Source organism: Staphylococcus sp. HMSC65H10, assembly GCF_001839185.1.
GTDB classification, from domain to species: domain Bacteria; phylum Bacillota; class Bacilli; order Staphylococcales; family Staphylococcaceae; genus Staphylococcus; species Staphylococcus simulans.
Map to the genome: position 1 here is coordinate 49,751 of NZ_KV840314.1, position 22,417 is coordinate 72,167.

General features: G+C 36.6%; 18 protein-coding genes and 1 riboswitch. Of the genes, 8 read left to right on the forward strand and 10 right to left on the reverse strand.

Annotated elements, in window-relative coordinates:
- Positions 1-35: 35 nt before the first annotated feature.
- From HMPREF3270_RS02680 to HMPREF3270_RS02700, 5 genes are all read right to left on the reverse strand, one after another.
- Positions 36-1,742, reverse strand: coding sequence for an NADPH-dependent assimilatory sulfite reductase hemoprotein subunit (locus HMPREF3270_RS02680; protein WP_002480352.1), 1,707 nt, complete (start codon positions 1,740-1,742; stop codon positions 36-38).
- A gap of 18 nt (positions 1,743-1,760) precedes the next feature.
- Positions 1,761-3,596 carry an assimilatory sulfite reductase (NADPH) flavoprotein subunit gene (locus HMPREF3270_RS02685; RefSeq protein ID WP_070848108.1) on the reverse strand — a complete coding sequence of 612 codons (1,836 nt, stop codon included), beginning with the start codon at positions 3,594-3,596 and terminating at the stop codon, positions 1,761-1,763.
- Positions 3,597-3,756: 160 nt separating this feature from the next.
- A complete protein-coding gene (locus tag HMPREF3270_RS02690; RefSeq protein WP_002480350.1) occupies positions 3,757-4,482 on the reverse strand; it encodes a phosphoadenylyl-sulfate reductase in 726 nt (241 codons plus the stop codon).
- Between the two features lie 280 nt (positions 4,483-4,762).
- Entirely contained in the window at positions 4,763-6,661 is a 1,899-nt protein-coding gene (locus HMPREF3270_RS02695) for a glycosyltransferase family 2 protein (RefSeq protein ID WP_070848110.1), read from the reverse strand.
- 132 nt (positions 6,662-6,793) lie between these two features.
- Entirely contained in the window at positions 6,794-7,390 is a 597-nt protein-coding gene (locus tag HMPREF3270_RS02700; protein WP_057510328.1) for a complement inhibitor SCIN family protein, read from the reverse strand.
- Between the two features lie 163 nt (positions 7,391-7,553).
- Between HMPREF3270_RS02700 and HMPREF3270_RS02705 the strand changes: the two genes are divergently transcribed.
- Positions 7,554-7,958, forward strand: coding sequence for an NUDIX hydrolase (locus HMPREF3270_RS02705; protein WP_002480347.1), 405 nt, complete (start codon positions 7,554-7,556; stop codon positions 7,956-7,958).
- A 151-nt stretch (positions 7,959-8,109) separates the two neighbouring features.
- A complete protein-coding gene (chrA, locus tag HMPREF3270_RS02710; RefSeq protein WP_070848112.1) occupies positions 8,110-9,267 on the forward strand; it encodes a chromate efflux transporter in 1,158 nt (385 codons plus the stop codon).
- Between the two features lie 83 nt (positions 9,268-9,350).
- Here chrA and HMPREF3270_RS02715 read toward each other — a convergent pair whose 3' ends face one another.
- Positions 9,351-10,412 carry a PTS sugar transporter subunit IIC gene (locus HMPREF3270_RS02715; protein WP_031262374.1) on the reverse strand — a complete coding sequence of 354 codons (1,062 nt, stop codon included), beginning with the start codon at positions 10,410-10,412 and terminating at the stop codon, positions 9,351-9,353.
- Positions 10,413-11,482: 1,070 nt separating this feature from the next.
- Between HMPREF3270_RS02715 and HMPREF3270_RS02720 the strand changes: the two genes are divergently transcribed.
- A complete protein-coding gene (locus tag HMPREF3270_RS02720) occupies positions 11,483-12,076 on the forward strand; it encodes a hypothetical protein (RefSeq protein ID WP_070848114.1) in 594 nt (197 codons plus the stop codon).
- Positions 12,077-12,507: 431 nt separating this feature from the next.
- Positions 12,508-12,573: a hypothetical protein gene (locus tag HMPREF3270_RS14375; RefSeq protein ID WP_107552666.1), complete on the forward strand. Its 66-nt coding sequence runs from the start codon at positions 12,508-12,510 to the stop codon at positions 12,571-12,573.
- Between the two features lie 190 nt (positions 12,574-12,763).
- Here the strand turns inward: HMPREF3270_RS14375 and guaA are convergent, their stop codons facing one another.
- Genes guaA through xpt form a run of 4 tightly spaced genes read right to left on the reverse strand, consistent with a single transcriptional unit; the run spans position 12,764 to position 17,677 of the window.
- The gene (guaA, locus tag HMPREF3270_RS02725) at positions 12,764-14,305 is read right to left on the reverse strand and encodes a glutamine-hydrolyzing GMP synthase (RefSeq protein WP_070848116.1); all 1,542 of its coding nucleotides are present in this window, start codon (positions 14,303-14,305) and stop codon (positions 12,764-12,766) included.
- A 16-nt stretch (positions 14,306-14,321) separates the two neighbouring features.
- Positions 14,322-15,788 carry an IMP dehydrogenase gene (gene guaB / locus HMPREF3270_RS02730; protein ID WP_002480342.1) on the reverse strand — a complete coding sequence of 489 codons (1,467 nt, stop codon included), beginning with the start codon at positions 15,786-15,788 and terminating at the stop codon, positions 14,322-14,324.
- Positions 15,789-15,821: 33 nt separating this feature from the next.
- Entirely contained in the window at positions 15,822-17,090 is a 1,269-nt protein-coding gene (gene pbuX / locus HMPREF3270_RS02735) for a xanthine permease PbuX (protein WP_070848118.1), read from the reverse strand.
- Positions 17,087-17,677 carry a xanthine phosphoribosyltransferase gene (gene xpt / locus HMPREF3270_RS02740; RefSeq protein WP_002480340.1) on the reverse strand — a complete coding sequence of 197 codons (591 nt, stop codon included), beginning with the start codon at positions 17,675-17,677 and terminating at the stop codon, positions 17,087-17,089. The genes pbuX and xpt overlap by 4 nt, the downstream gene beginning before the upstream one ends.
- 393 nt (positions 17,678-18,070) lie before the next feature.
- Positions 18,071-18,172: riboswitch (purine riboswitch) on the reverse strand.
- 231 nt (positions 18,173-18,403) lie between these two features.
- On the opposite strand from xpt, the gene HMPREF3270_RS02745 reads away from it, so the two are divergent.
- The 4 genes from HMPREF3270_RS02745 to HMPREF3270_RS02760 all read left to right on the forward strand — a co-directional run bounded on the left by HMPREF3270_RS02745 (position 18,404) and on the right by HMPREF3270_RS02760 (position 22,337).
- Positions 18,404-18,790 (forward strand): general stress protein, encoded by a 387-nt coding sequence (locus HMPREF3270_RS02745; RefSeq protein ID WP_002480339.1) that lies wholly within the window; start codon positions 18,404-18,406, stop codon positions 18,788-18,790.
- Between the two features lie 108 nt (positions 18,791-18,898).
- The gene (locus tag HMPREF3270_RS02750) at positions 18,899-19,564 is read left to right on the forward strand and encodes a hypothetical protein (protein ID WP_002480338.1); all 666 of its coding nucleotides are present in this window, start codon (positions 18,899-18,901) and stop codon (positions 19,562-19,564) included.
- 116 nt (positions 19,565-19,680) lie between these two features.
- Positions 19,681-20,652: a hypothetical protein gene (locus HMPREF3270_RS02755; protein WP_070848120.1), complete on the forward strand. Its 972-nt coding sequence runs from the start codon at positions 19,681-19,683 to the stop codon at positions 20,650-20,652.
- A gap of 359 nt (positions 20,653-21,011) precedes the next feature.
- Entirely contained in the window at positions 21,012-22,337 is a 1,326-nt protein-coding gene (locus HMPREF3270_RS02760) for an L-cystine transporter (RefSeq protein ID WP_371099726.1), read from the forward strand.
- The last annotated feature ends 80 nt before the right edge of the window (positions 22,338-22,417 follow it).

Consider the following 22,417-nt stretch of genomic DNA (forward strand, 5'->3'; position numbering starts at 1 on the left):
GTAGATACGTCACTTTCTGAGGTAATGCTTACTGCTTATCTGAAGTCACGACCATCTGTAACTTTTTCTACAATACCTTTACGTACTACAAAGTCACCGAAGTGTTCCCCTGTTTCACGCTCTTTACTGTATTGTTCTAAAATTGGACGTAAGCTTTCTAAAATTTCCGCTTCTCCGATATTTTCTTTATATAATTTATTCAAACGTTCACCGATAAAGCTACCGCCTAAATAGAAATTATATTTACCAGGTGCTTTACCAATAAAAGCAATTTCAGCTAATGCAGGACGTGCACAGCCGTTCGGGCAACCTGTCATACGAATCGTGATTTCTTCTTCTCGTAAACCAAATTCATCTAAAATGTCTTCAATTTTAGTCACTAAAGAAGGTAAATAACGTTCTGACTCTGCCATCGCAAGCCCGCAAGTCGGAAAGGCCACACAAGCCATAGAGTTACGACGTAAACCACTGTAATTTTTGCCGTCTGTTAAACCATACTCTTCGATAATCGCATCAATAGCGGCTTTATCTTCTTTCTCAACATTCGCAAAAATCAGGTTTTGGTTCGGTGTCATGCGAATTTCACCTTTATGTGTTTGCGCTAATTTCTTAATCGCTGTTTTCAACTTAAAGTCTTCTGTATCTTTAATACGACCATTTTGAATGAATAATGTATAGTGATACTTACCTGAACCTTCAACCCAACCTAAACGGTCACCGTTACTGTCAAATTCAAATGGTTTCGCATCTTCGATTTCCCAGCCTAAACGACGATTTAATTCTTCACGAATCCAATCCACGCCTTTACGTTCCACTGTATATTTGAAACGCGCTTGTTGACGGTCTGCACGGTCACCGAAATCACGTTGAATCGTTAAGATTTTCTCACAAACTTCCGGTGCTGTTTCTTTAGGAATATAACCTAATACTTTACCGACTTGAGGATGTGTTCTTAAATCATCATGCTTACTGCCCATACCGCCGCCGACAGTTACTGTAAAGCCGGTTAATTCATCATTTTCAACGATACCGATTAAGCCGATGTCTTGTGAATAGACATCAATATCGTTAGAAGGTGGTAACGCAATACCGATTTTAAATTTACGCGGCAAGTATGTTTTACCGTACATAGGTTCATGATCTTCTTGTTTAGAATCGATGATTTTTTCACCGTCTAACCAAATTTCATGGTACGCTGTCGTCTTCGGTAATAAATGTCCGCTGATTTTATCCGCATAATCATTTATTTCACTATACACATCAGATTGGTAGGGATTAGGGTTGCACATGACATTACGATTGACGTCACCGCACGCTGCGATTGAATCAAGTACAGCTGCGTTAATCGCTTGCATTGATTTTTTTAAGTTGCGTTTTAAAATCCCATGATACTGTACAGTTTGACGTGTGGTTAAACGAATTTGTTCACCTGCATAATCATCTGCCAATTGATCTAGCTTCAACCATTGATCCGTGGAAACACGGCCTCCAGGGATACGTACACGAATCATAAATGCGTAGAGAGGTTCTAATTTTTGTTTGCGTCGTTCTTGACGTAAGTCACGGTCATCTTGCATATAGCTGCCGTGGAATTTTAATAACTTGGTATCATCATCAGCGATTGCACCAGTCACAGGGTCTTTTAAACCCTGTGCAATGGTACCGCGCAAATAATTGCTTTCGCCTTTATTACGTTCTAAATCATCTAAGCCTTTATATAAATCATTGTTATTCTCAGCCATAATTTGCCTCCTCAAAAATTAATACACGTCACGTTGATAGCGTTTTTCTTTTTTCAATTCTGATAGGTACTCTTCTGATTCTTCTTCAGATAAGCCGCCTTCTTTTTCCAATACATGAATGATGGCTTGATGTACATCTTTCGCCATGTGTTTTTCATCGCCGCAGACATAAATTGCTGCGCCATTTCTTAACCATTCATAAAATTCTGCACTGTTTTCATCGATTAAATGCTGAACATAACGTTTTTCTTCTTGATCACGTGAAAAGGCTAAATCTACTTTTTCTAACACACCGCTCTTCAACCAATCTTGAATTTCGGTTTGGTATAAGAAGTCTGTTGTAAAGTGTGGGTTACCAAAGAACAACCATGTGTTGCCTGTTAAATCCAATTCTTCTCGTTCTTGTAAGACACTGCGGAATGGAGCGATACCTGTACCTGGTCCAATCATGATGACTGGTGTGTTCTCATCGAATGGGAATTTAAAGTTAGGATTTTTCTTCAAGTATACTTTTAATTTATCGCCCGGCTCTACACGTTCTGCGAGTTGTACACTGCAGACACCTGAGCGTTTACGATTATGTGCTTCATAACGTACTGCACATACTGTAATGTGTACTTCATCTTCATTTGCTTTATGACTGCTTGAAATAGAGTAACTGCGTGCAGGAATTTTTCTTAAGACTTGATGTAATTGGTTCGGTTGTAGTGACTCTGTAGGGAAATCATTCAATAAGTCTATTAAGTCACGACCGTAGATATAATCTTTCACCCATTCACTATCAGAGGCTCTATCTAATAAGTCTTCATTATCAAAGAGCTGTGCTGCACTTTCGATTAATGGTTTCGTTAATTTTGTGATTTCAAAGTATGACGTCAATGCTTCTTCTAGCGACATTTTGTCACCTTGTGTATTCACAGTAATATCTTTTTCTGCCACCCAATCTTGCATATCGATAATTTCATCCACAAGTTCTGGGTCATTTTCCGGTAAGATATTAATGGAATCGCCTGGTGCGTAGTCATCGCCATAACCTTCTAATGATAATTCAAGGTGGCGAACTTCTTTATCAGAACCACGACCAGTTAAATTAATATTTTCTAAGACTTCTGCTTCGTAAGGAAATGTTCTTGAGTAAATGGGTCCAGAAGCATCTTCAACAGGCGCATCTTGTGCCTCTTGAACCACTTGCTTTACTTCTTGATCGCCTAACTCATTAATAATGTTTTCAATCCATTCATTTGCGAGTTCTTCAAAGTCAATATCACAATCGACACGCGGTAAAATACGGTCAGCACCTAATTCTTCTAAACGTGCATCAAAGTCTTTACCCGTTTGACAGAAGAACTCATAAGATTGGTCACCTAAAGCAAGTACTGAGAAGCGTGCGCCTTCTAATTTAGGTGCTTTACGTCCGTATAAGAATTCATAGAAAGATAATGCGTTATCCGGTGGATCGCCTTCACCGTGTGTTGACGTTACGATAAGTAGGTCTTCAACATTTTTTAAATCTTTCGTTTTATATTGGTCCATTTCAGTTAATGTGGCATCAAAATCGTTTTCTTTTAATTTACTTTCGAGTAATTCTGCCACCCACTGTGCGTTACCAGATTCAGAACCAAATAATACAGTGACTTTGCGTGGTTCTACAGCTTGTTGTTGCGTTGGTGCTGCTAACGCCTGCGTTGGTGCTGCGCTAGAAGCAGGTGCTTGTGTTGCTGTGCCATCTTGGAGATGTGCCGTTAAATAACCGCTAAGCCAGAGCTTCTGGTCATTAGATAATGTTGATAACGCTTGATTAATGAGTTGTGCCTGTTCATCGTTGAACGGACTATTTGTTGCTGATAAATTCAAGTGTCTTCCCCCCCATATGATAGATTTTATCCTTAGTTTTTTAGTAGGAATTGAAACTAAAAAAATATCTACACTTAATTCAAGTATAGTCATTGTGCTTTCAAAATTCCAACATATCCACTAGGAATTATATACAAAAAAATTAATTGTAACTTTCAAATTAAGATTTACGTCCGATGTGCAAACCACATTCAGTTTTCATGTTGTTTTGCCATCTGCCTTCTCTAGAGTCGCCGCCTTCAAAAACAGGTGAAGTACATGGTGCGCATCCGATGCTTGGATAGTTCTGATCATGTAAAGCATTATAAGGTAAATCATTCGATTTAATATAATCCCATACATCATCCCAAGTCCAATGGATTAACGGACAAACTTTAATAGATTCAAAACGGTCGTCTTTATTCACAAAGTTTGTGTTGCGTCTTGTTGGAGATTGTTCACGTCTCAATCCTGATACCCAAGCTGTTTGGCCAGTTAATACTTCTTCAAGCGGTTTAACTTTACGGATATAACAACATTGGTTTGGATCTCTACGCCAAAGATTACCGCCATATTCTTGAGCTTGTTGATCAAGTGTTAAATCTGGCTTCTTCATAACAATGTTCAATTTAGGATATTTTGCTTTAACACGGTCGATTAAATCGTACGTTTCATCGAAATGGAGACCCGTGTCTAAAAAGACGATACGTGCGTCTGGTTTCACTTGCGAAATTAAGTTAATCAGAACGATGCCCTCTGCTCCGAAACTGCAAGCATATACAATTTCATCTCCGTAAGTATCATATGCCCATTTCAGAACATGATACGCACCTTTTGTTTCATCTGAAACATCTAATGATTCAAAAGGGTCTGAGGTGAAGTCTGTATAAGTAATTTTAGAAGTCAATAAAATACTCTCCCCTCATAGTATATAGATATAGCACCCTACAATTCAAATTGATACAATGATATTCGAATTGTCAGAAAATAATTATGTATTGAATCTTACCGTTTTCTCTATCCCCTGTCAACAATATTTATAATAATTTCACAAACTTAATAACCTTCTAGCAATATACGTTATTTTATACTATTCATAACCGATTTCTTTAAAATATTTAATGATGCTTTAACGCATTACCACGTTATCCAAACAAAAAAGAAGAAGAGATTTTCATCCCTTCTTCTTACTTTACAACCTGCACAAAATCTCGATTTGCGGTGATAAAATAACCCGCTTTTGTTTTTAAGCGCGGTGTCCCTTTAGAAGAACACACAATTTTATCTATTTCTATCGTGTCATTTAACTTCGGTTGGAATTCCGCTTCAGTTTTAAAGTTACGATCTTCATAAGCTTTACACTTTTTAATGACTTGAATCGTGATTGGCCAGTCTACAATATAATGTTCAGACAGATCACTGTCTAACTGTTCGACAAACTTTTTATTCGCAGTAATCACGTTCCCATCCTCTAATACTAATCGCGGTGTCCCTTTTTTAGAATACTGTATCTCTGATACATTAAACACCTCACCGACTTCCATAGATTGAGCTTGTTCTTGTGTAAATTCAGTATCACCATACACTTTAAACTTCTTAATCGCCCATACTTTCCCTGGGTTTTCTGCATAATATTTAGTAGTATCCACCTCATTAGGTTCAGCTGATGATGCTTGTTCTTGTTGTGTTGAAACGAATTCTACTTTCTGACCTTGACGTTTTAAAGCATGATTTTCCGTAATGCTTGGCAACATCATGTGTACTAAAAATGGTTTGTAGTGATCATAAATAACTTGCAGATTAAAATCGAAATCTACGTTTAATGCATCTGAAGGTATCCAGAGCTGATTGTCTTGCTGCTCAAACGTTACTTCCTGCGTAACGGATTCATCAGAAAGCTTCACCAAATGCACTGCGTCGACTTCTGTTGAATCCTCTTTATATAGCGTAATAACCTCATAGAACTGATTATCTTTAAGATGTGTGCCGCTATAGACCGCATAGAAGGGTTCGTATAAGGGTTCAACGGTGTGCAAGTCTTCCGGCAAATGATAATATACTAATCCGTCTGCAATATAATGTGGTGCTCGTATACCTTCGCTTAATAAAGTAATCAACGCTTCTACTTTTTCTTTATCGCTATTTAATAAGCATTCACATACTTTTTCATATTTCGGTTCAGTCAAGTAATCTTTAATATCTAAGTCATGTTGGTCTAAAGTTGAAACTAACTGATCAAAAGCTTCATAGAATTTATTTTTCTCTGCGCTTTTTAAGAAGCGACGATTCATGAATAAGCGTGATAAATAATCCATTTCTACTATTCGACTGATCGCATGTTTGCGTGCAGTCTCCGGGATGTCTAAATCTAATAACTGCTTTAACACTTCTAAATTAAAAGCTGTTTTTTCAAAAATATCTGTTTCACTGACCAATGATTGATTCGCACCATATCGATTCACATGATAGACCACGATATCATTCATAGCGGCTGTTTTAGCGTGCGCAATTACTTCAGTAAAGAATAACTTATCTTCTCCGTATTTCATCGTTTCAAAATAAAGATGATGATCTTGAATCACTGATTGTTTTATTATTTTTCCAGGTGGACCGACGGCACGAAAGATTTTATCAATTTCGTAAGGCACAAGTCCTTCTTCTTTTGTATAAGCACTAAAGCGCGCAATTTGGCTCACAGACTGGTCCTTATGTTTTAAACTTTGACCGAACACTATATCACTCTCTGTAGTTAAAGCTTGGTCAAGCAACTTCGGAAAACCTTCTGTATCTAACCAGTCATCTGCATCTAAGAACGTAATATAAGTGCCTTCAGCCGCTTCCATCCCCACATTTCTCGGCTTAGCTGGACTGCCGCTGTTTACTTCTAACTCTATAACACGCATGTAATCACGCGTTTGTTCAAATTGTTTTAATTGTTCCAATGAGTCATCTGTTGAAACATCATCAACAAAGATGGCTTCTATCTCATCATGATTCAACTTTAACTCATCAATAGATGATACACATTGTTGTAAAAACTGAGATTTATTATATACAGGAACAATAATCGATAATGCCTTAGACATAACATTCCCCCCTTGGATGTTGTCTCTCATATGTGTAGTTATGTTTACCTATATACCCCTCAGTCAAAAAACTGAACATAAAAAACACAGCAACCCTATAGAGATTACTGTGTTCTATCGCTTATATCTTTATTAATGATGTGCTACAAATGCCTGATATGACTCTGCATTTTGAATGTGTTGTTGAACTGCGTTAATCGCATTCACTAATTCAAAGTCTGGTGCTGTTTGGTTTAATACAGCTTGTGCTTGCGCAACAGTTTGTTTTAGCTGCGCTTCATCTTGATTCATTGAAAGATGACTTTCAGTTAATAAATGGTTTGCCTTTACAATTAGGTTTTGTAGTTCTGCTTTTTTACTTAAGATGTCGGCACTGCCTTTTTCAGTTTGCAAATGCAATTGAAATACCTCATTATAGATAGCTGAAAGTTGATTAATTGCTGTCACAACTTGTGAATCATTATTAGACTTTTGTTGTTTCTTAGCAAAATAAATCGCTTGGTTTAATTTATTCTGGTAGAATGTTGCACCTGATTCTTTCGCCATGTCTTTATAATAGTGACTCGCGTTCAATAAGTTTTTCAAGTTTTCTTTAGGTTGTACGCTGTAATCACGAAATTCGTGTGCGCCGAATTGGGCAGCTTCTGCTTGATATGAAAATACATGTGCACCTGCTGATCCAAGTAATACACTTGCGAGGCCTGTCAGTAAAAATTGTTTAAAATTCATCGTTGTTGTCTCCTTTAATTTACATGCTTTTATTATAAAACAGACATACACTACAATTGAATTAACTAATTATTAACTATAAATTATTTTTTACATATTTTTAGACACTAGCTGTTCACTTTTAACGAGTATCATTCAATAACACAACTCTAGGAGGATTAAGATGACCCCAAAACATATTGTTTCCGCTTCATGTGTGGTCACAAATGATGAGAATAAAATACTTTTAATCAAAAGTCCTTTGCGTGGCTGGGAAATTCCTGGCGGGCAAATTGAAAATGGTGAAACCATTCGAGAGGGTGTCATTCGTGAAGTGAAAGAAGAAGCCGGCGTCACCATCAAACTCACGACATACTGTGGTGTCTTTCAAAATACTGAACACAGTATCATCAATCATTTATTTAAAGGAATCTACATTGACGGCACACTTACGACTAGCGATGAAAGTTTGGAAGTTGGATTCTTTACTTATGAAGAAGTCATGCAAAAGGTCACTTGGGGGAATTTCACAGAACGCATTCGTTTATGTTTAACAGAAGACGAACAACCCTTCTTAGTGTCCTTTTGATATAGAGATACTATAGAATTGATCATAAAACTCAAATACATGTCATTCATAAACTTTACAAAATCCATACATCACCTTTACGCATTTCGAAATATAATGAAGACTAACGCAAAATCTATAAGTTGATGCTAATTTATATAAGGAGTTGCCTATGTCTCATTATTTCACCATTTTTATTGTAGCTTTAAAACTTGGTTTGATGTCCTTTGGTGGACCTACAGCGCATTTAGGTTATTTTTATGATGAATATGTGAAGAAAAGAAAATGGTTGGATGAAAGAGAGTACTCTGACTTAGTCGCGTTATGCCAATTTCTTCCAGGCCCTGCTAGCAGTCAAGTTGGTATCGGCATAGGTACCATCAGAGGTGGTGTATTCGGTGGTATTCTCGCATTTCTAGGATTCACTATGCCTTCAGTGATTGTTTTAATGTTATTTTCAGCTTTATTTGTAAATAACGGTACCACATTTACTTGGATGCAAGGATTGAAACTTGTTGCTGTCGCAATTGTGGCACAAGCAATTATTGGTATGGGCAAAAAATTAACCAATACGAAAACAACCATCGCATTGGCTATGTTTGTGTTAGCACTCTCATTATTGATCAATAGTATTTATATTCAAGTGATTGCGTTGGCTATAACTGGCTTATATGGTGTCTTATTCCTTAAACCTACATCAGCGCCAGACGCTGATTCTAAAGCGTTCTATTTACCTAAAAGATTAGGGATTATCTCTTTATCGTTATTTGTTTCTTTGCTTGTTGTATTGCCTATCTTAAGCGCAACCACTCAAAATATATGGATTAAAATGTTCGACAGTTTCTATCGTTCTGGTTCACTTGTTTTTGGGGGTGGTCACGTCGTGTTGCCACTGTTAGAAAAGGAGTTTGTACCGCAAGGATTGATTTCTTCTGATCAGTTCATTACAGGTTATGCGGCAGCACAAGCTGTGCCTGGCCCATTATTCACTTTTGCGTCTTATATCGGCACAAATATCGGAGGCGTTCTAGGAGGGTTGCTTGCGACATTCGCAATCTTTTTACCTGCCTTTTTACTGTTGTTTGGTGTCTTGCCATTTTGGGATAGTTTTAAGTCCAACCTTTATGCCAGAGGCTTTTTGAAAGGTATCAGCGCAGGTGTGGTTGGTATTTTAATCTCGGCTTTCTACCAACCTATTTGGACTTCTACGGTTAAACAACCTTTAGATTTCACATTCGCAACGATATTATTTGTCTTATTAGCTTATTTCAAACTACCTTCATGGGCAATCGTACTCATTGGAATTGGAATAGGTGTATTGTTCTATTAAAGTCTTAATAAATAATTTCAATTTTCAGCACTAAAAAACAACACACCTCAGGTATGTACCTTTAGTGTGTTGTTTCTTTATTTCTATGCTTCATTCACTGTTGGATTAGCTTTGTTTTCTATGATTTTAGATTTATAACCCGTCACTTCACTGTTACGGATTGGATAGTTTCTAAATACATATGACATTACCCAACCGACAATGAAACAAATTGCAGCTGCGATGGCTGCGTATTTTAATACGTCGAGTGCTGGGTTGAAACCAAACATAACGAGAATACCTGGTGTCGGTGCTGCTGTACCTGGCGCATCATTGACTAACCCCGAGTAAGCAATGACCATACCAGCTAGTCCTCCACCGATAAAGTTCGTCACATAGATTGGCACTGGGTTAGAAGACACTAAGTCTGCTTTTGACAGTGGCTCAATCGCAATAGAAATAACTGATTTCAAGTTACCAATTTTCAAACGATGTAGTAACGTTGTATTCATAAAGCTAGACGCAAACGCTGTTAACGCCGCAACTGCCATTGGTACACCTGTTAAGCCTAACATTGCTGTTAATGCCATAGAACTTAGTGGTGATGTTCCGACAACTGTCACAATACCACCAAGAATCAGACCCATCAGCAATGGACTTGTATTCATCGCCACATCGATAATACCGCCGATTTTCAATAATGAACCATCGACTAGTGGCGTGAACCAAACCCCTAACAATCGTCCAACTGGAATACAGAATAATACTACGATAATAAAGTCCATACCGTTTGTAATTTTCTTTTCAATAAAGCGAATCACAAACGACATCAGATAAGCCGCAAACAATGCAGGAATCAGCCCGATTTCCGCAAATGCGACCGCAAGCAACGCTGAGTTTTGTGGATTGATCTTTCTCGATAATGCGACTAGGAATGCGACAATGACCCCACTCAATGTCCCAGCTAGACTACCCGTTTCCTTTAAAAACTTAATATCGAAAATATCTCCCAATACAAACCCTTGCAGCGCCTCAACTAAGAATGTTGCAATTGCTGCTGTTGCTAAAGCCCCCATGACTGCACGCCCATCTGGCGCATAATACGTGAACACAGTGAAAAATACTAAAATAAGTAACAATAAACCTGTACCGATTAATATATCTATTTTGCACAGCCCCTTTTTACATGTGTTCATTCAAGCTTATACCTTTTAGCGCACGAAAGCAAATGTTATTTTCATTATAGTATGAATTTTCTAATAATTTTTATAAAGTACTTATTCACGAAATTTCAAAACAACTCCCTAATCCTAGTTATTAACTACGATTTAAAATTTCCAACTTACAACTCAACGACTATTTTATAATAGTAATTTTTGACTATAACATGACATATAATAATATATTCAATAAATAATAGATGTTTTGGAAATAAACTCGACGCTGATTGTTACTAATGACAGTTTCTTTTTTTCAATTTAAGTTCATTTGGATCACAAAAATCAAAAAACAAAGTGAAAAAATACTGAGAAACAGTAATTACTTTTTCAAGTTCTCTTCGGTTAGGGAAACAACTTAATTTACCGAATTAAAACAAAAGTCACTTCCTTTATATTTTTTCATTATTCTTGTCTTCAAAAAGGTATTTTTACCTTTAATTCCAAGTAAAGTTGATATAGTATAAGTCAAAAGTGTACAATATCCTTAATTTCTAGTAGAGTATAATTTTAGTGTAGAAATAATTACTCTCTTTTGCATAAAACTGGTCCAGTAATTTACCCATCTTTCTTACTTAGTTTAAAAGCTAAATTTATTACGAAGTATATTTAACAATAATATAATTCAATAAATATTACTTGATGCATAACGCCTAAAAACTTAATAAGTCGTTAAGAAGTTAATTCTAAGAAGGAATTTCCTAAAAATGTATGAGATTCAAACTAATGTATAAAATCTAAATCACATATCCACTATGAAGTGTTCAATCTATATAAAACGTCCATCCAATATGACCTACTATACTATGGAGCTTTAATCACTTGATTCTTATTATGGAGTTCATAAAACTTATAAATACAAAACTACATTTAACTAAAAAATATAAATACATGATGAATAAATAGAAAGATTCGTGCAACAAAAACATTTTTTACAGTAATTTTAAAATAAGGACCTTTTGTCCTTTACTCTAAAAATAATCTGATTACTATATCTAAATAAATTAGGAGTTGAACCCATGACTAATTCTGATTTGTTGTCCTTAATTGCTATTATTATATCTGCATTTACACTATTTAAGGTATTATGGCAAGAAAAAAAGCACCTCAACATAGAAATACACGAAGCACTAATATTTAAAAACCCTAAAAAATTCGATATTTTCATCTCTTTTATGAATCTCTCTAAATTACCTATTGGAATAAATAAAATCACTGTATATGACTCAAGAGTTAAAAAATCAATATTTTTTAATAACGAGGTTAAAAACAAGCAAATTTTCAAAGATATAAGTGTTACTGAAATACTTTTCACAGCAGGTTCCAAAAATAATTTTAGTTCTACATTATATAATAATTCTCTTCCAATTAATATTGAACCATACTCAAGTACAAAAGATATAATTCGATTTGATTTTTCAAATGATATCGCAGATGAAGGAATAAATAATTTTAAATTAAATCATAATACGCTTTTTGTAAAAATATCAACTACAAGAGGTGTCTTTTGGAAAAAAATTTCAATGGATAATATTTCATTTTACGATAAACCCATTGAGTTTTATCAAAAATATAAGCACCACAAAAAATCATCCAACAAAAATATTGATTAAAATATCAACGAATAATTCATACTTCTGTTCTATTTTTAATATACAACATATTCGAGTAATATCTTTTACTAAATTTTTCTAATACCAAGTATATAGTGAGCTTTCACCATCAAGTTAATAATCATGCATTATGTTGATCTAACCTAAAACAGATACTTAAGTTTTACATCTAAGAGGTTTTATTGTTTTATATAACTACTTACAAACTTAAAATTAATATCATTATCATAGACTATTCTATTAACATGGACTTCTTCATCTACAAAAAAGCCTGAAATTTCCAATTAATATGTCCTTATTTACCTTACCATCAAATAATCTAATATGAGATTGTCGTTTTACTTCCATGCTGTATCTAGCATGGGAGGAGGTGACATTATATTCAGCATCATATTTGTATCTTTATTGCCCCTATTTAAGTAGGAGTAACAATCACGTTATTTTCCTATTGGCTAAATAATCGAATTAAAAAGCAACGGCATAGCCAATACACCTAAAAAGAGCCCGGTAACTACTGCGAATAGTTATCGGGCTCGGTGTTTATCATGTTAGCATCATATTTATTACTAAAATTATAATATACACGTTCACTTTTGAGAATTCGTGTTGATTTTAAAGCTAAAGCATTCTTAAAAAACCCTCTAACCATTGCGGTTAAAGGGTTTTCGTTTTATATATTCAGACTGGTTACTCCCATTCGATTGTGCTTGGTGGCTTAGAAGTAATGTCATAGACTACTCTGTTGACGTGATCTACTTCGTTAACGATACGACTTGAAATCTTTTGTAAGACTTCCCAGTCGATTCGCGCAAAGTCACTTGTCATACCATCAATTGAAGTTACGGCACGGATACCGATTGTATAGTCATACGTACGGTAATCGCCCATTACACCTACTGAACGCATGCCTGGAAGTACTGTGAAGTATTGCCAGATTTCACGCTCTAAACCTTCTTCACGAATCACTTCTCTTAAGATAGCGTCTGATTCGCGGACGATTTCTAATTTTTCTTCAGTAATTTCACCTAGAACACGGATACCAAGTCCTGGACCTGGGAATGGTTGTCTCCAAACTAAGTGTTCAGGAATACCAAGTTCGATACCTAAAGCACGTACTTCGTCTTTGAATAATGTATTGATAGGTTCAATCAATTCAAATTGCATGTCTTCAGGTAATCCACCTACGTTATGGTGAGATTTGATTGTTTGTGCTGTTTTTGTACCTGATTCAATGACGTCAGTGTAAAGCGTACCTTGAGCAAGGAAGTCTACACCTTTTAGTTTTGATGCTTCATCGTCGAAGACATATACGAATTCGTTACCGATGATTTTACGTTTTTGTTCAGAGTCAGACACACCTTTTAATTTATCCATGAAGCGATCTTTCGCATTCACACGGATGATGTTCATGTTGAAACCTTCACCGAATTGTTCCATAACCATGTCGCCTTCGCCTTTACGAAGTAAACCGTGGTCTACGAAGATACAAGTTAATTGATCGCCGATTGCTTTATGCAAGAGCACTGCAACAACTGAAGAGTCTACACCGCCGCTCATTGCGCAAAGCACTTTACGGTCTCCAACTTTTTCACGGATTTTTTCAATTTCGACTTCAATGAAGTTTTCCATTGTCCATTCGCCTGTACAATCACATACACGACGCACAAAGTTACGTAAAATGTCATTACCATACTCAGTATGACGCACTTCTGGGTGGAATTGAACACCGTAGATACGACGTTCTTTATCTTCGATTGCTGCGTAAGGCGTGCTTGGACTATCTGCGATAGATTCAAAGCCTTCTGGAATTTCAATCACTTTATCCGAGTGACTCATCCATACTGTTTGTTCTTCTGGTAAACCGAAGAAGATTTCATCAGATTTTGCGTGGATAATTGCTTTACCATATTCACGTTCATTCGCACGCTCAACTTTTCCACCTAATAATTTTGTTGTTAACTGCATACCATAACAAATACCAAGTACAGGTACGCCTAAATTGAAGATTTCAGGATCAATTGTGTAAGAACCTTCTTCATAAACTGAGTTTGGTCCGCCTGATAATATAATACCTTTTGGATTCATATTTTTAATTTCTTCAATTGAAATTTCATGGTCGTGCAACTCACTGTACACACCCATTTCACGAATACGACGTGTAATTAATTGGTTGTATTGGCTACCAAAGTCTAATACAAGAATTAACTCTTGTTCTTTCGCCATTTCCATAAATCAGTTTCTCCTTTTATCTTGAGTAGTTTGGTGATTCTTTTGTGATTTGGATATTGTGTGGGTGGCTTTCTGCTAAACCAGCAGGTCCCATACGTGTAAACATTGCTTCTTCACGTAATTCTTTCAAGTTGTGAGAGCCTGTATAACCCATACCGCTTCTCACACCGCCCATCAATTGATAGATGTTGTCTTGTAATAAACCTTTATATGCGATACGGCCTTCAATACCTTCTGGAACGTATTTTTTAGGTGTTTTATCTTCTTGGAAGTAACGATCATTTGAACCACTTTCCATTGCACCTAATGAACCCATACCACGGTAAGTTTTATATTGTCTACCTTGGAAGATTTCAGTTTCTCCTGGGCTTTCTTCAGTACCCGCAAGCAAGCTGCCTAACATTACTGCGTGTCCACCAGCTGCTAATGCTTTTACAACATCACCAGAGTATTTGATACCGCCGTCAGCGATAATCGCTTTGCCGTGTTTACGTGCTTCAGTTGCACAGTCATACACTGCAGTAATTTGAGGTACACCTACACCCGCAACAATACGAGTTGTACAAATAGAACCAGGTCCGATACCTACTTTAACAACATCTGCGCCAGCTTCAAATAATGCTTTTGTAGCTTCGCCTGTCGCAACGTTACCAGCGATAACTGTTACTTCTGGATATTTAGCTTTAATGTGTTTAACTTGGTCGATAACACCTTGTGAGTGACCGTGTGCAGTATCGATAACTAATGCATCGACACCTGCTTCAACCAATTTTTCTGCGCGGATGTCAGTATCTTTAGAAATACCGATAGCTGCTGCACATAATAAACGGCCTTGTGCGTCTTTTGCAGCGTTTGGATATTCGTGAACTTTCTCAATATCTTTGATAGTGATAAGCCCTTCTAATTTACCATTTTCAGTTAATGGTAATTTTTCGATTTTGTGTTTTTGTAAGATTTTTTCTGCTTCGTCTAAAGTTGTGCCGACTGGAGCTGTGATTAAGTCTTCTTTTGTCATGACATCTGAAATTCTGATTGAGAAATCTTCAATAAAACGTAAGTCACGGTTTGTGAGAATACCAACGAGGTTGCGGTCTTCTTTATTGTCTACGATCGGTACACCTGAAATGCGGTATTTACCCATTAAGGCTTCAGCTTCATAAACTTTTTCTTCTGGTGTTAAGTAAAATGGATTAGAAATAACACCATTTTCAGAACGTTTAACTTTTTGTACTTCATCAGCTTGATCTTCGATGTTCATGTTTTTATGAACGACACCAAGACCGCCTTGTCTTGCCATAGCAATTGCCATTTTTGACTCAGTTACAGTGTCCATACCAGCTGAGATAACTGGAATTTTCAATTTGATTCTGTCTGATAGCTCAACACTTAAATCTACTTCCTTAGGTAATACATCAGACTCCGCTGGAATTAACAGTACATCATCGAACGTCAAAGATTCTTTAGCAAATTTATTTTCCCACATTGAATACAGCCTCCATTATTTGTTTTAATTACATTATTTCACATTTTCTTCGTTTTGTTGATACTTTAAGCCGTTAAAAAAGAAATTAAGTACGATTGCTGAGATAGCACCTAGTACAATTCCATTTTGTGTTAACCAAGCGAATTGTTCGCCCATTGCTTTAAATGCTTCCGGAACAGCACTGATACCTGTTCCTAAACCGACAGCCACAGCAATAACTAACAAGTTATTCTGCTTCTTGAAATCGATACTGCCTAAGATACTGACACCATAAGCCATTACCATACCGAACATCGCGATCATCGCCCCGCCGAGTACAGGTAATGGAATAATATTTGCTAACGCGCCTAACTTTGGAATACAACCGCAAATTAAGAGTAAGATGACCATTCCATAGATGACATTATTCTTTTTCACGCCAGAAAGTGAAACCAAACCGACATTTTGAGAATATGCAGTATATGGAAATGCGTTGAAGATAGAACCAATCACAATCGCAAGCCCTTCCGCAGTGTAACCTTTGCGGTAGTCGTTACGCGTCAAAGTTCTTCCTGTGATTTTACTTAACGCTGTGTATACACCTGTTGATTCAATCAAGCTGACTAATGCGACGATAAAGAATACTAAAATCGCACCGATATCAAACGCAAAGCCTGAGAATCTGAATGGTTTCGGGAACTCGAACCAATGTGCTGTTCCAACTTGATTCAAGTCGACAACACCAAAAGCACCAGCGAGCAAAGTTCCTGCAATCAACCCGATTAAGATTGCAATAGACTTTAAGAAACCATGTGTAAAACGTTGTAAAAGCAAGATAATCAACAACGTTGAAAAACCTAAAATGATATTTTTCATATCACCGTAGTCTTTTGCCCCTTGTCCACCTGCTACATAGTTCATAGCAACCGGCATTAAATTAATCCCGATGATCGTTACCACACTACCTGTTACGACAGGTGGGAAGAATTTAACAACGTATGAAAAGACAGGTGCAATTAAGACCACTAAAATCCCTGATACAAAGAGTGACCCGTATAATACGTCCAAACCTTTGGTCTGGCCGATTAATATCATCGGTGCAACCGCAGTAAAGGTACACCCTAAAACAATCGGCAAACCTGTACCTGTTACTCTATTCGCTTCTAAAAATGTGGCTACCCCACACATGAAGATATCGACTGTTACAAGGTACGTGATTTGTTCTGGTGTGAATTTCAAACTCGTCCCGACGATAATTGGAACAAGTATAGCACCTGCATACATTGCAAGTAAATGTTGTAGACTCAAGATGAAATTCTTCATGCGTTCTCTTCACCTTCACCTACTAAAGTTACTTGGTTGCCTTGAAGCGATGCGACTTGGCAAAGTGAAGAAACTTTTAAGCCAGCTTCTTCTAATCGTTTACGGCCTTGTTGGAAACTTTTCTCTACTACAATACCGATACCGACTGTTTCTGCACCTGCTTGTTCAACTAAACGGTTCAAACCAAGTGCCGCATCTCCATTCGCTAAAAAGTCATCGATAATCAATACACGGTCATTTTCCCCTAAAAATTCTTCAGAGATAATGACGCGATTCGTCTTGTTTTTCGTAAACGAATGAATATCTGTCTGATAAAATCCATCTGCCAAAGTACTTGGCTTAGCCTTCTTCGCAAAGAGACATGGTACTTCAAAACGATATGCTGCCATAATAGCTGGCGCAATACCTGATGCTTCAACAGTTAAGATTTTAGTGATGCCTTGATCTTTAAACTGTTCATAAAATGTTTCGCCAATGTCATACATTAACACTGCATCAATTTGATGGTTTAAAAACCCATCTACCTTCAAGATTTTTTCGCCAATGACGACGCCGTCTTCTTTAACCTTCTTTTTCAACGCTTCCACACCAACAAACCTCCTAAATTTGTGTATAAAAAAAATCCCAAACTACTCTATGAGTTTCAGGATCTATGAGTGGCACAGGCAATACACATCATTATCAATATGAAGTTCACTTTGGAGTCAGGAGGTCAATTTAAATCATCTTATATTTATTAGATATAAGACCATTTTTGTTGACGCCTTCTGTGGTTAACGCAAGTTCAACCCCTTCAAGCGTGTTGCCAAAGCAACTTATAAATGACGGTTTGAGAAGCTGTTATTGTTCTCCGCGTTTCAAAACTTAATCGCTCGATGTTTGTGAACACTACAATATAAGTCCCATCTCCCAAATAGTCCTCAACTTATATTATAGAATGAACACGTGTCTACCCGTTTGTTTTGAAAGCACCATTGTGTTGTATTGTATCAGTGACTCATAGTCATGTCGTTAAGGCGACATGGTAGAAACTTCTAAAGCCTAATTCTCTAGATTATATGAGTAAGGTAAATTATTTAATGATAATATCAAATTTCAGGCTTTATTTCAATAACTGAAACTTAATTCATCATATTTCCATAAAATCTAATTGTGCATCGAAGAAAATACGTCCTTGCGTTGATAATAGTGTGAATTTTCTTATATTTATTTGATAGCTTAGCCGTATAATAGTATAATTTAGATGGTTCAATTATATAAAAAAGGGTATACATTATAACATTAAACATATTTCACAGAGGGGGAGCTTTAACATGGCAAACATTACTGTACTTACATCACAAGACGAAATTTTTGATACTTTAAAACGCAGATTAGATGAGGGGTATACCAAAGACGAGATTTCAGTTATCAGCAAAAACAAATTAAACCTTGGCAGTATAGCAAGCACGGACATGACAGTGCAATCTACAAGCGGAACGTTCAGTGACAGAATTGCTCGCCTTCTAACTGGGGAAGACGGTGAACAAGCAGTCTTATTACAATACGACTTATCAGACACAGAACGTCAAATTCTAAAACGCGAATTACTTAATGGTAATATCGTTGTGCTTGCTGATAAACATGATATCAGCCGAAAAGAGTTCAAAGACGAATACGAAACAAAAAAAGATAAACACGATAAAGAGTATGAAATTTAATTTGCATTCATGATAATCAGCAGCTTAGTCTGCTGATTATTTTTTATTTACATATAAGCCCAGTGTATCAATATGCTATAATCAAAAGAAAAATGGGAGGGCAGCGCTATGGACTTTAAATTAGTGAAACAAACATCCGATCCATTGTATGAGGCAGCTTTAAATCTCTTTGATAACTATCAATTCGGAAATGTGTCACAAAAACACCATGTATTCAAACAATCACTTGAAAATAAACGCACCCAAAATGATTACGTCTTCTTAGTCGGTTTAGATAACGATGAAGTTGTCAGTTTTGCCACGGGCCACTACGAAGCTACTACAAATGCAGCATTTATTATGTATCTAGTTGCTGTAGACACACCAGAAAGAGAACGTTATTTAACTGAAACATTAGAGAAGCTCCAAGAAGGATTGGATAATCTAGCCAACCGTGTGCATGACCGCGATGTGAATTTCTTTATGATGGAAGCATTGCCGATTCCGGATTCTTTAGATGAACCTGATGCAGATTTGCTTATGCAACGTCATCTTTTCTTAAAAGAACATGGTTTTGAAGAACAAAGAGAAATCGATTATATTCGTCCTGCTATAGAGCCAGGCGGCGAACCAATTCCATTGAAATTATTCTTGCACACACGCATTCCGTTGACTAAAGATATTTACGGTACTAGTGTTAAATCTTGTTATATTTTAAAATATGTTTTCGCAAATCACCTTTCACGCAAAACCGTTTATCCGCTACTTGAACAAATGGATCTTCGAAAATCGTGAGAACCCTTGAAATCAAAAGGAAATCGGGTTAAACTAACGTAGAGGTTAGACTAACGTTTGTGTGACGTAAGACATACGTCCCACTTAAAATCATAGAGTGAAAGGATATAGATCAGATGCTAACAAAAGAATTCGCCCAACGCGTCGAATTAAGTGAGAAACAAGTACGTAAAATCGTACAACATTTAGAAGAACGCGGTTACCATTTAAAGAAAACAGAATACCGTGGTCGTGAAGCAACTGACTTCCAAGAAGAAGACATCGAGTTATTCAGAGAGATTGCGGATAAAGTTAAGCAAACAAATAGTTACGACTTAGCTTTCGAAGAATTAGAGAAAGAAAATGATTTCTTACAAATTGTTGTTAAAGAGAATGATCAAAATCAACTTCCTAGCGATCAAAACTTCGCAAAATTATTAAGTGACTTACATAACGACATCACTAAGATGCGTGAAGAACGTCAAATGCTAGGCCAAATGATTTCTCAAGTACACCAACAACAAAAAGATTTACAAACTTTACAACAACAAATGACAGATAAGCTTGATCAACACGAAAAAACACTTAAAGCGATTGAAACAGCACAAAAAGATCAAGCAAAAGCAGTTCAAGATAACACTGAAGCTATGAAATCTCATACTGAAAAAGTTTTAGCACAACCACAACCTACTGTTGAAACTAAAACTGAACCTAAAGCAGAGGAACAAGTGGCTAAGACTGCTGAAGTCAAAGAAACTAAACCTTCAACGGAAGAAGTTAAAACTGAAACAACATCTTCAGAAGAACAAACTCAAAAAACTACAGAAACACCGCTTTCTGATTATAAAGGTGCCACAGCATCAGCTGAAACTGAACAACCGACACAAACAGAACCAGTTAAATCTGAAAGTACTTCAGAACAACCAGCAGTTGATGCATCTGAAACAACTAAATCAGAGAATGAAACACCTGAGACAGAAGTTCAAGGTACACCAAATTCAACAACACCTGAACCAGAAATACCGATTGACAATCAACATGAACCTACTGTTCCACATCATAAGAAAGAAGAGAAAAAAGGTTTCTTCGCACGTTTATTCGGTATGTAAATTAAACACTATTCAAATCCAATCCGATAATTCGGGTTGGATTTTTTTATTTTGTTCACAGTATTTTTAAAGAAACAGTTAAAAACCGCCATTGACCCTTTCTTATATATACGATATATTTACTATGTATTTAAACGGACTTTACAACTATCCTATACTGTTGTATAAAAAAGTTGATACATATCTGCTAAGTTCAGTTATCATAAAATGAACTTCCTTCTTTGAGCAGTTATTTGAATTCAAATCAAGTCTTATCTTTTGCTATAAGATAAATATTTATGAAAGGAAGTTTGATTCAATTGGGTTTCACTATTCTTAATATTGTCATCTTCGTTCTGCTTCTCGCTGGACTTTTTGTTATGGCAAAAAAACACGTTTCTTTCTCAAAACGTGTTTTCACCGCACTAGGTATCGGAATTGTACTTGGCGCTATTATGCACCTGGCTTATGGTGCTGGTTCTAAAATCACAACCACTACAACAGATTGGTTCGGCATTGTAGGTAATGGTTATGTCGCATTACTTCAAATGATCGTTATGCCACTGATCTTCATTTCGATTGTCGCAGCTTTCACTAAAATTCAATTAGGTGAAAAATTCGCGAAAATTGGTTTCTACATCTTTGTGTTCCTAATTGGAACAGTTGCAATCGCAGCAACAATTGGTATTATTTCAGCACTTGTCTTCGGATTAGATGCTTCATCTATTGATTTAGGCAGTGCAGAACAATCACGCGGTACAGAACTTGCTCAGAAAGCAAAAGATATGACCGCAAGTACGCTACCCCAACAAATCTTAGAATTATTACCAAGAAATCCATTCTTAGATTTCACAGGTCAACGTACAACATCTACAATCGCTGTAGTTATTTTTGCGACATTTATCGGTTTCGCATATTTACGTGTCGCACGTAAACAACCTGAAAATGGTCATATCGTAAAACGTGCAATTGAAGCTATCTATTCAGTAATTATGTCAGTTGTAACTTTCGTTTTACGTTTAACGCCTTACGGTATCTTAGCTATTATGGCGAATACCATTGCGACGAGTGATTTCGGAGCGTTATGGACATTAGGTAAGTTCGTATTGGCCTCATATGCGGCTTTAATTACGATGTTCATCATTCATTTAATTATTGTCAGCATCCTCGGCTTGAATCCTTGGCGCTATGTTCGTAAAGTCGCTGAAGTATTAATATTCGCATTCACATCACGTTCAAGTGCTGGTGCCCTGCCATTAAACGTACAAACACAAAAATCACGTTTAGGTGTACCTGAAGGTATTGCGAACTTATCAGCATCTTTCGGTTTATCTATCGGCCAAAACGGTTGTGCAGGTATCTATCCAGCAATGTTAGCAGTGATGGTCGCACCGGTTGCAGATGTTGAAGTCAACTTGCAGTTTATTGTGACACTCATTGCGGTTGTTATTATTTCTTCATTTGGTGTTGCAGGTGTTGGCGGCGGCGCAACATTCGCTGCGATCTTAGTACTTTCAACATTGAACTTGCCTGTCGCATTAGCTGGTGTGCTAATTTCAGTAGAACCATTAATTGATATGGGTCGTACAGCATTAAATGTCAATGACTCTATGCTTGCAGGTGTCGGCAGTGCTAAATTAACTGGCAACTTGGATAAAAAGAAATTTAATGAAAATCAATATAATGACTTAAGTACAGACTATTAAGAGATAAGAAGGCTAACTTCTTATAAGTACGAGTTAAATATTAGGCTTAGGCTTTATGTAAAATAAATCAGCCCTATCGC

Coding starts and splice junctions, on each gene's coding strand:
- HMPREF3270_RS02700 (WP_057510328.1), bottom strand. CDS start 7,390: ATGAATTTTAAACAATTTTTACTGACAGGCCTCGCAAGTGTATTACTT.
- HMPREF3270_RS02760 (WP_371099726.1), top strand. CDS start 21,012: ATGGCAAAAAAACACGTTTCTTTCTCAAAACGTGTTTTCACCGCACTA.
- HMPREF3270_RS02680 (WP_002480352.1), bottom strand. CDS start 1,742: ATGGCTGAGAATAACAATGATTTATATAAAGGCTTAGATGATTTAGAA.
- HMPREF3270_RS02755 (WP_070848120.1), top strand. CDS start 19,681: ATGCTAACAAAAGAATTCGCCCAACGCGTCGAATTAAGTGAGAAACAA.
- HMPREF3270_RS02745 (WP_002480339.1), top strand. CDS start 18,404: ATGGCAAACATTACTGTACTTACATCACAAGACGAAATTTTTGATACT.
- chrA (WP_070848112.1), top strand. CDS start 8,110: ATGTCTCATTATTTCACCATTTTTATTGTAGCTTTAAAACTTGGTTTG.
- guaA (WP_070848116.1), bottom strand. CDS start 14,305: ATGGAAATGGCGAAAGAACAAGAGTTAATTCTTGTATTAGACTTTGGT.
- HMPREF3270_RS02695 (WP_070848110.1), bottom strand. CDS start 6,661: ATGTCTAAGGCATTATCGATTATTGTTCCTGTATATAATAAATCTCAG.
- HMPREF3270_RS02720 (WP_070848114.1), top strand. CDS start 11,483: ATGACTAATTCTGATTTGTTGTCCTTAATTGCTATTATTATATCTGCA.
- pbuX (WP_070848118.1), bottom strand. CDS start 17,090: ATGAAGAATTTCATCTTGAGTCTACAACATTTACTTGCAATGTATGCA.
- HMPREF3270_RS02705 (WP_002480347.1), top strand. CDS start 7,554: ATGACCCCAAAACATATTGTTTCCGCTTCATGTGTGGTCACAAATGAT.
- guaB (WP_002480342.1), bottom strand. CDS start 15,788: ATGTGGGAAAATAAATTTGCTAAAGAATCTTTGACGTTCGATGATGTA.
- HMPREF3270_RS02750 (WP_002480338.1), top strand. CDS start 18,899: ATGGACTTTAAATTAGTGAAACAAACATCCGATCCATTGTATGAGGCA.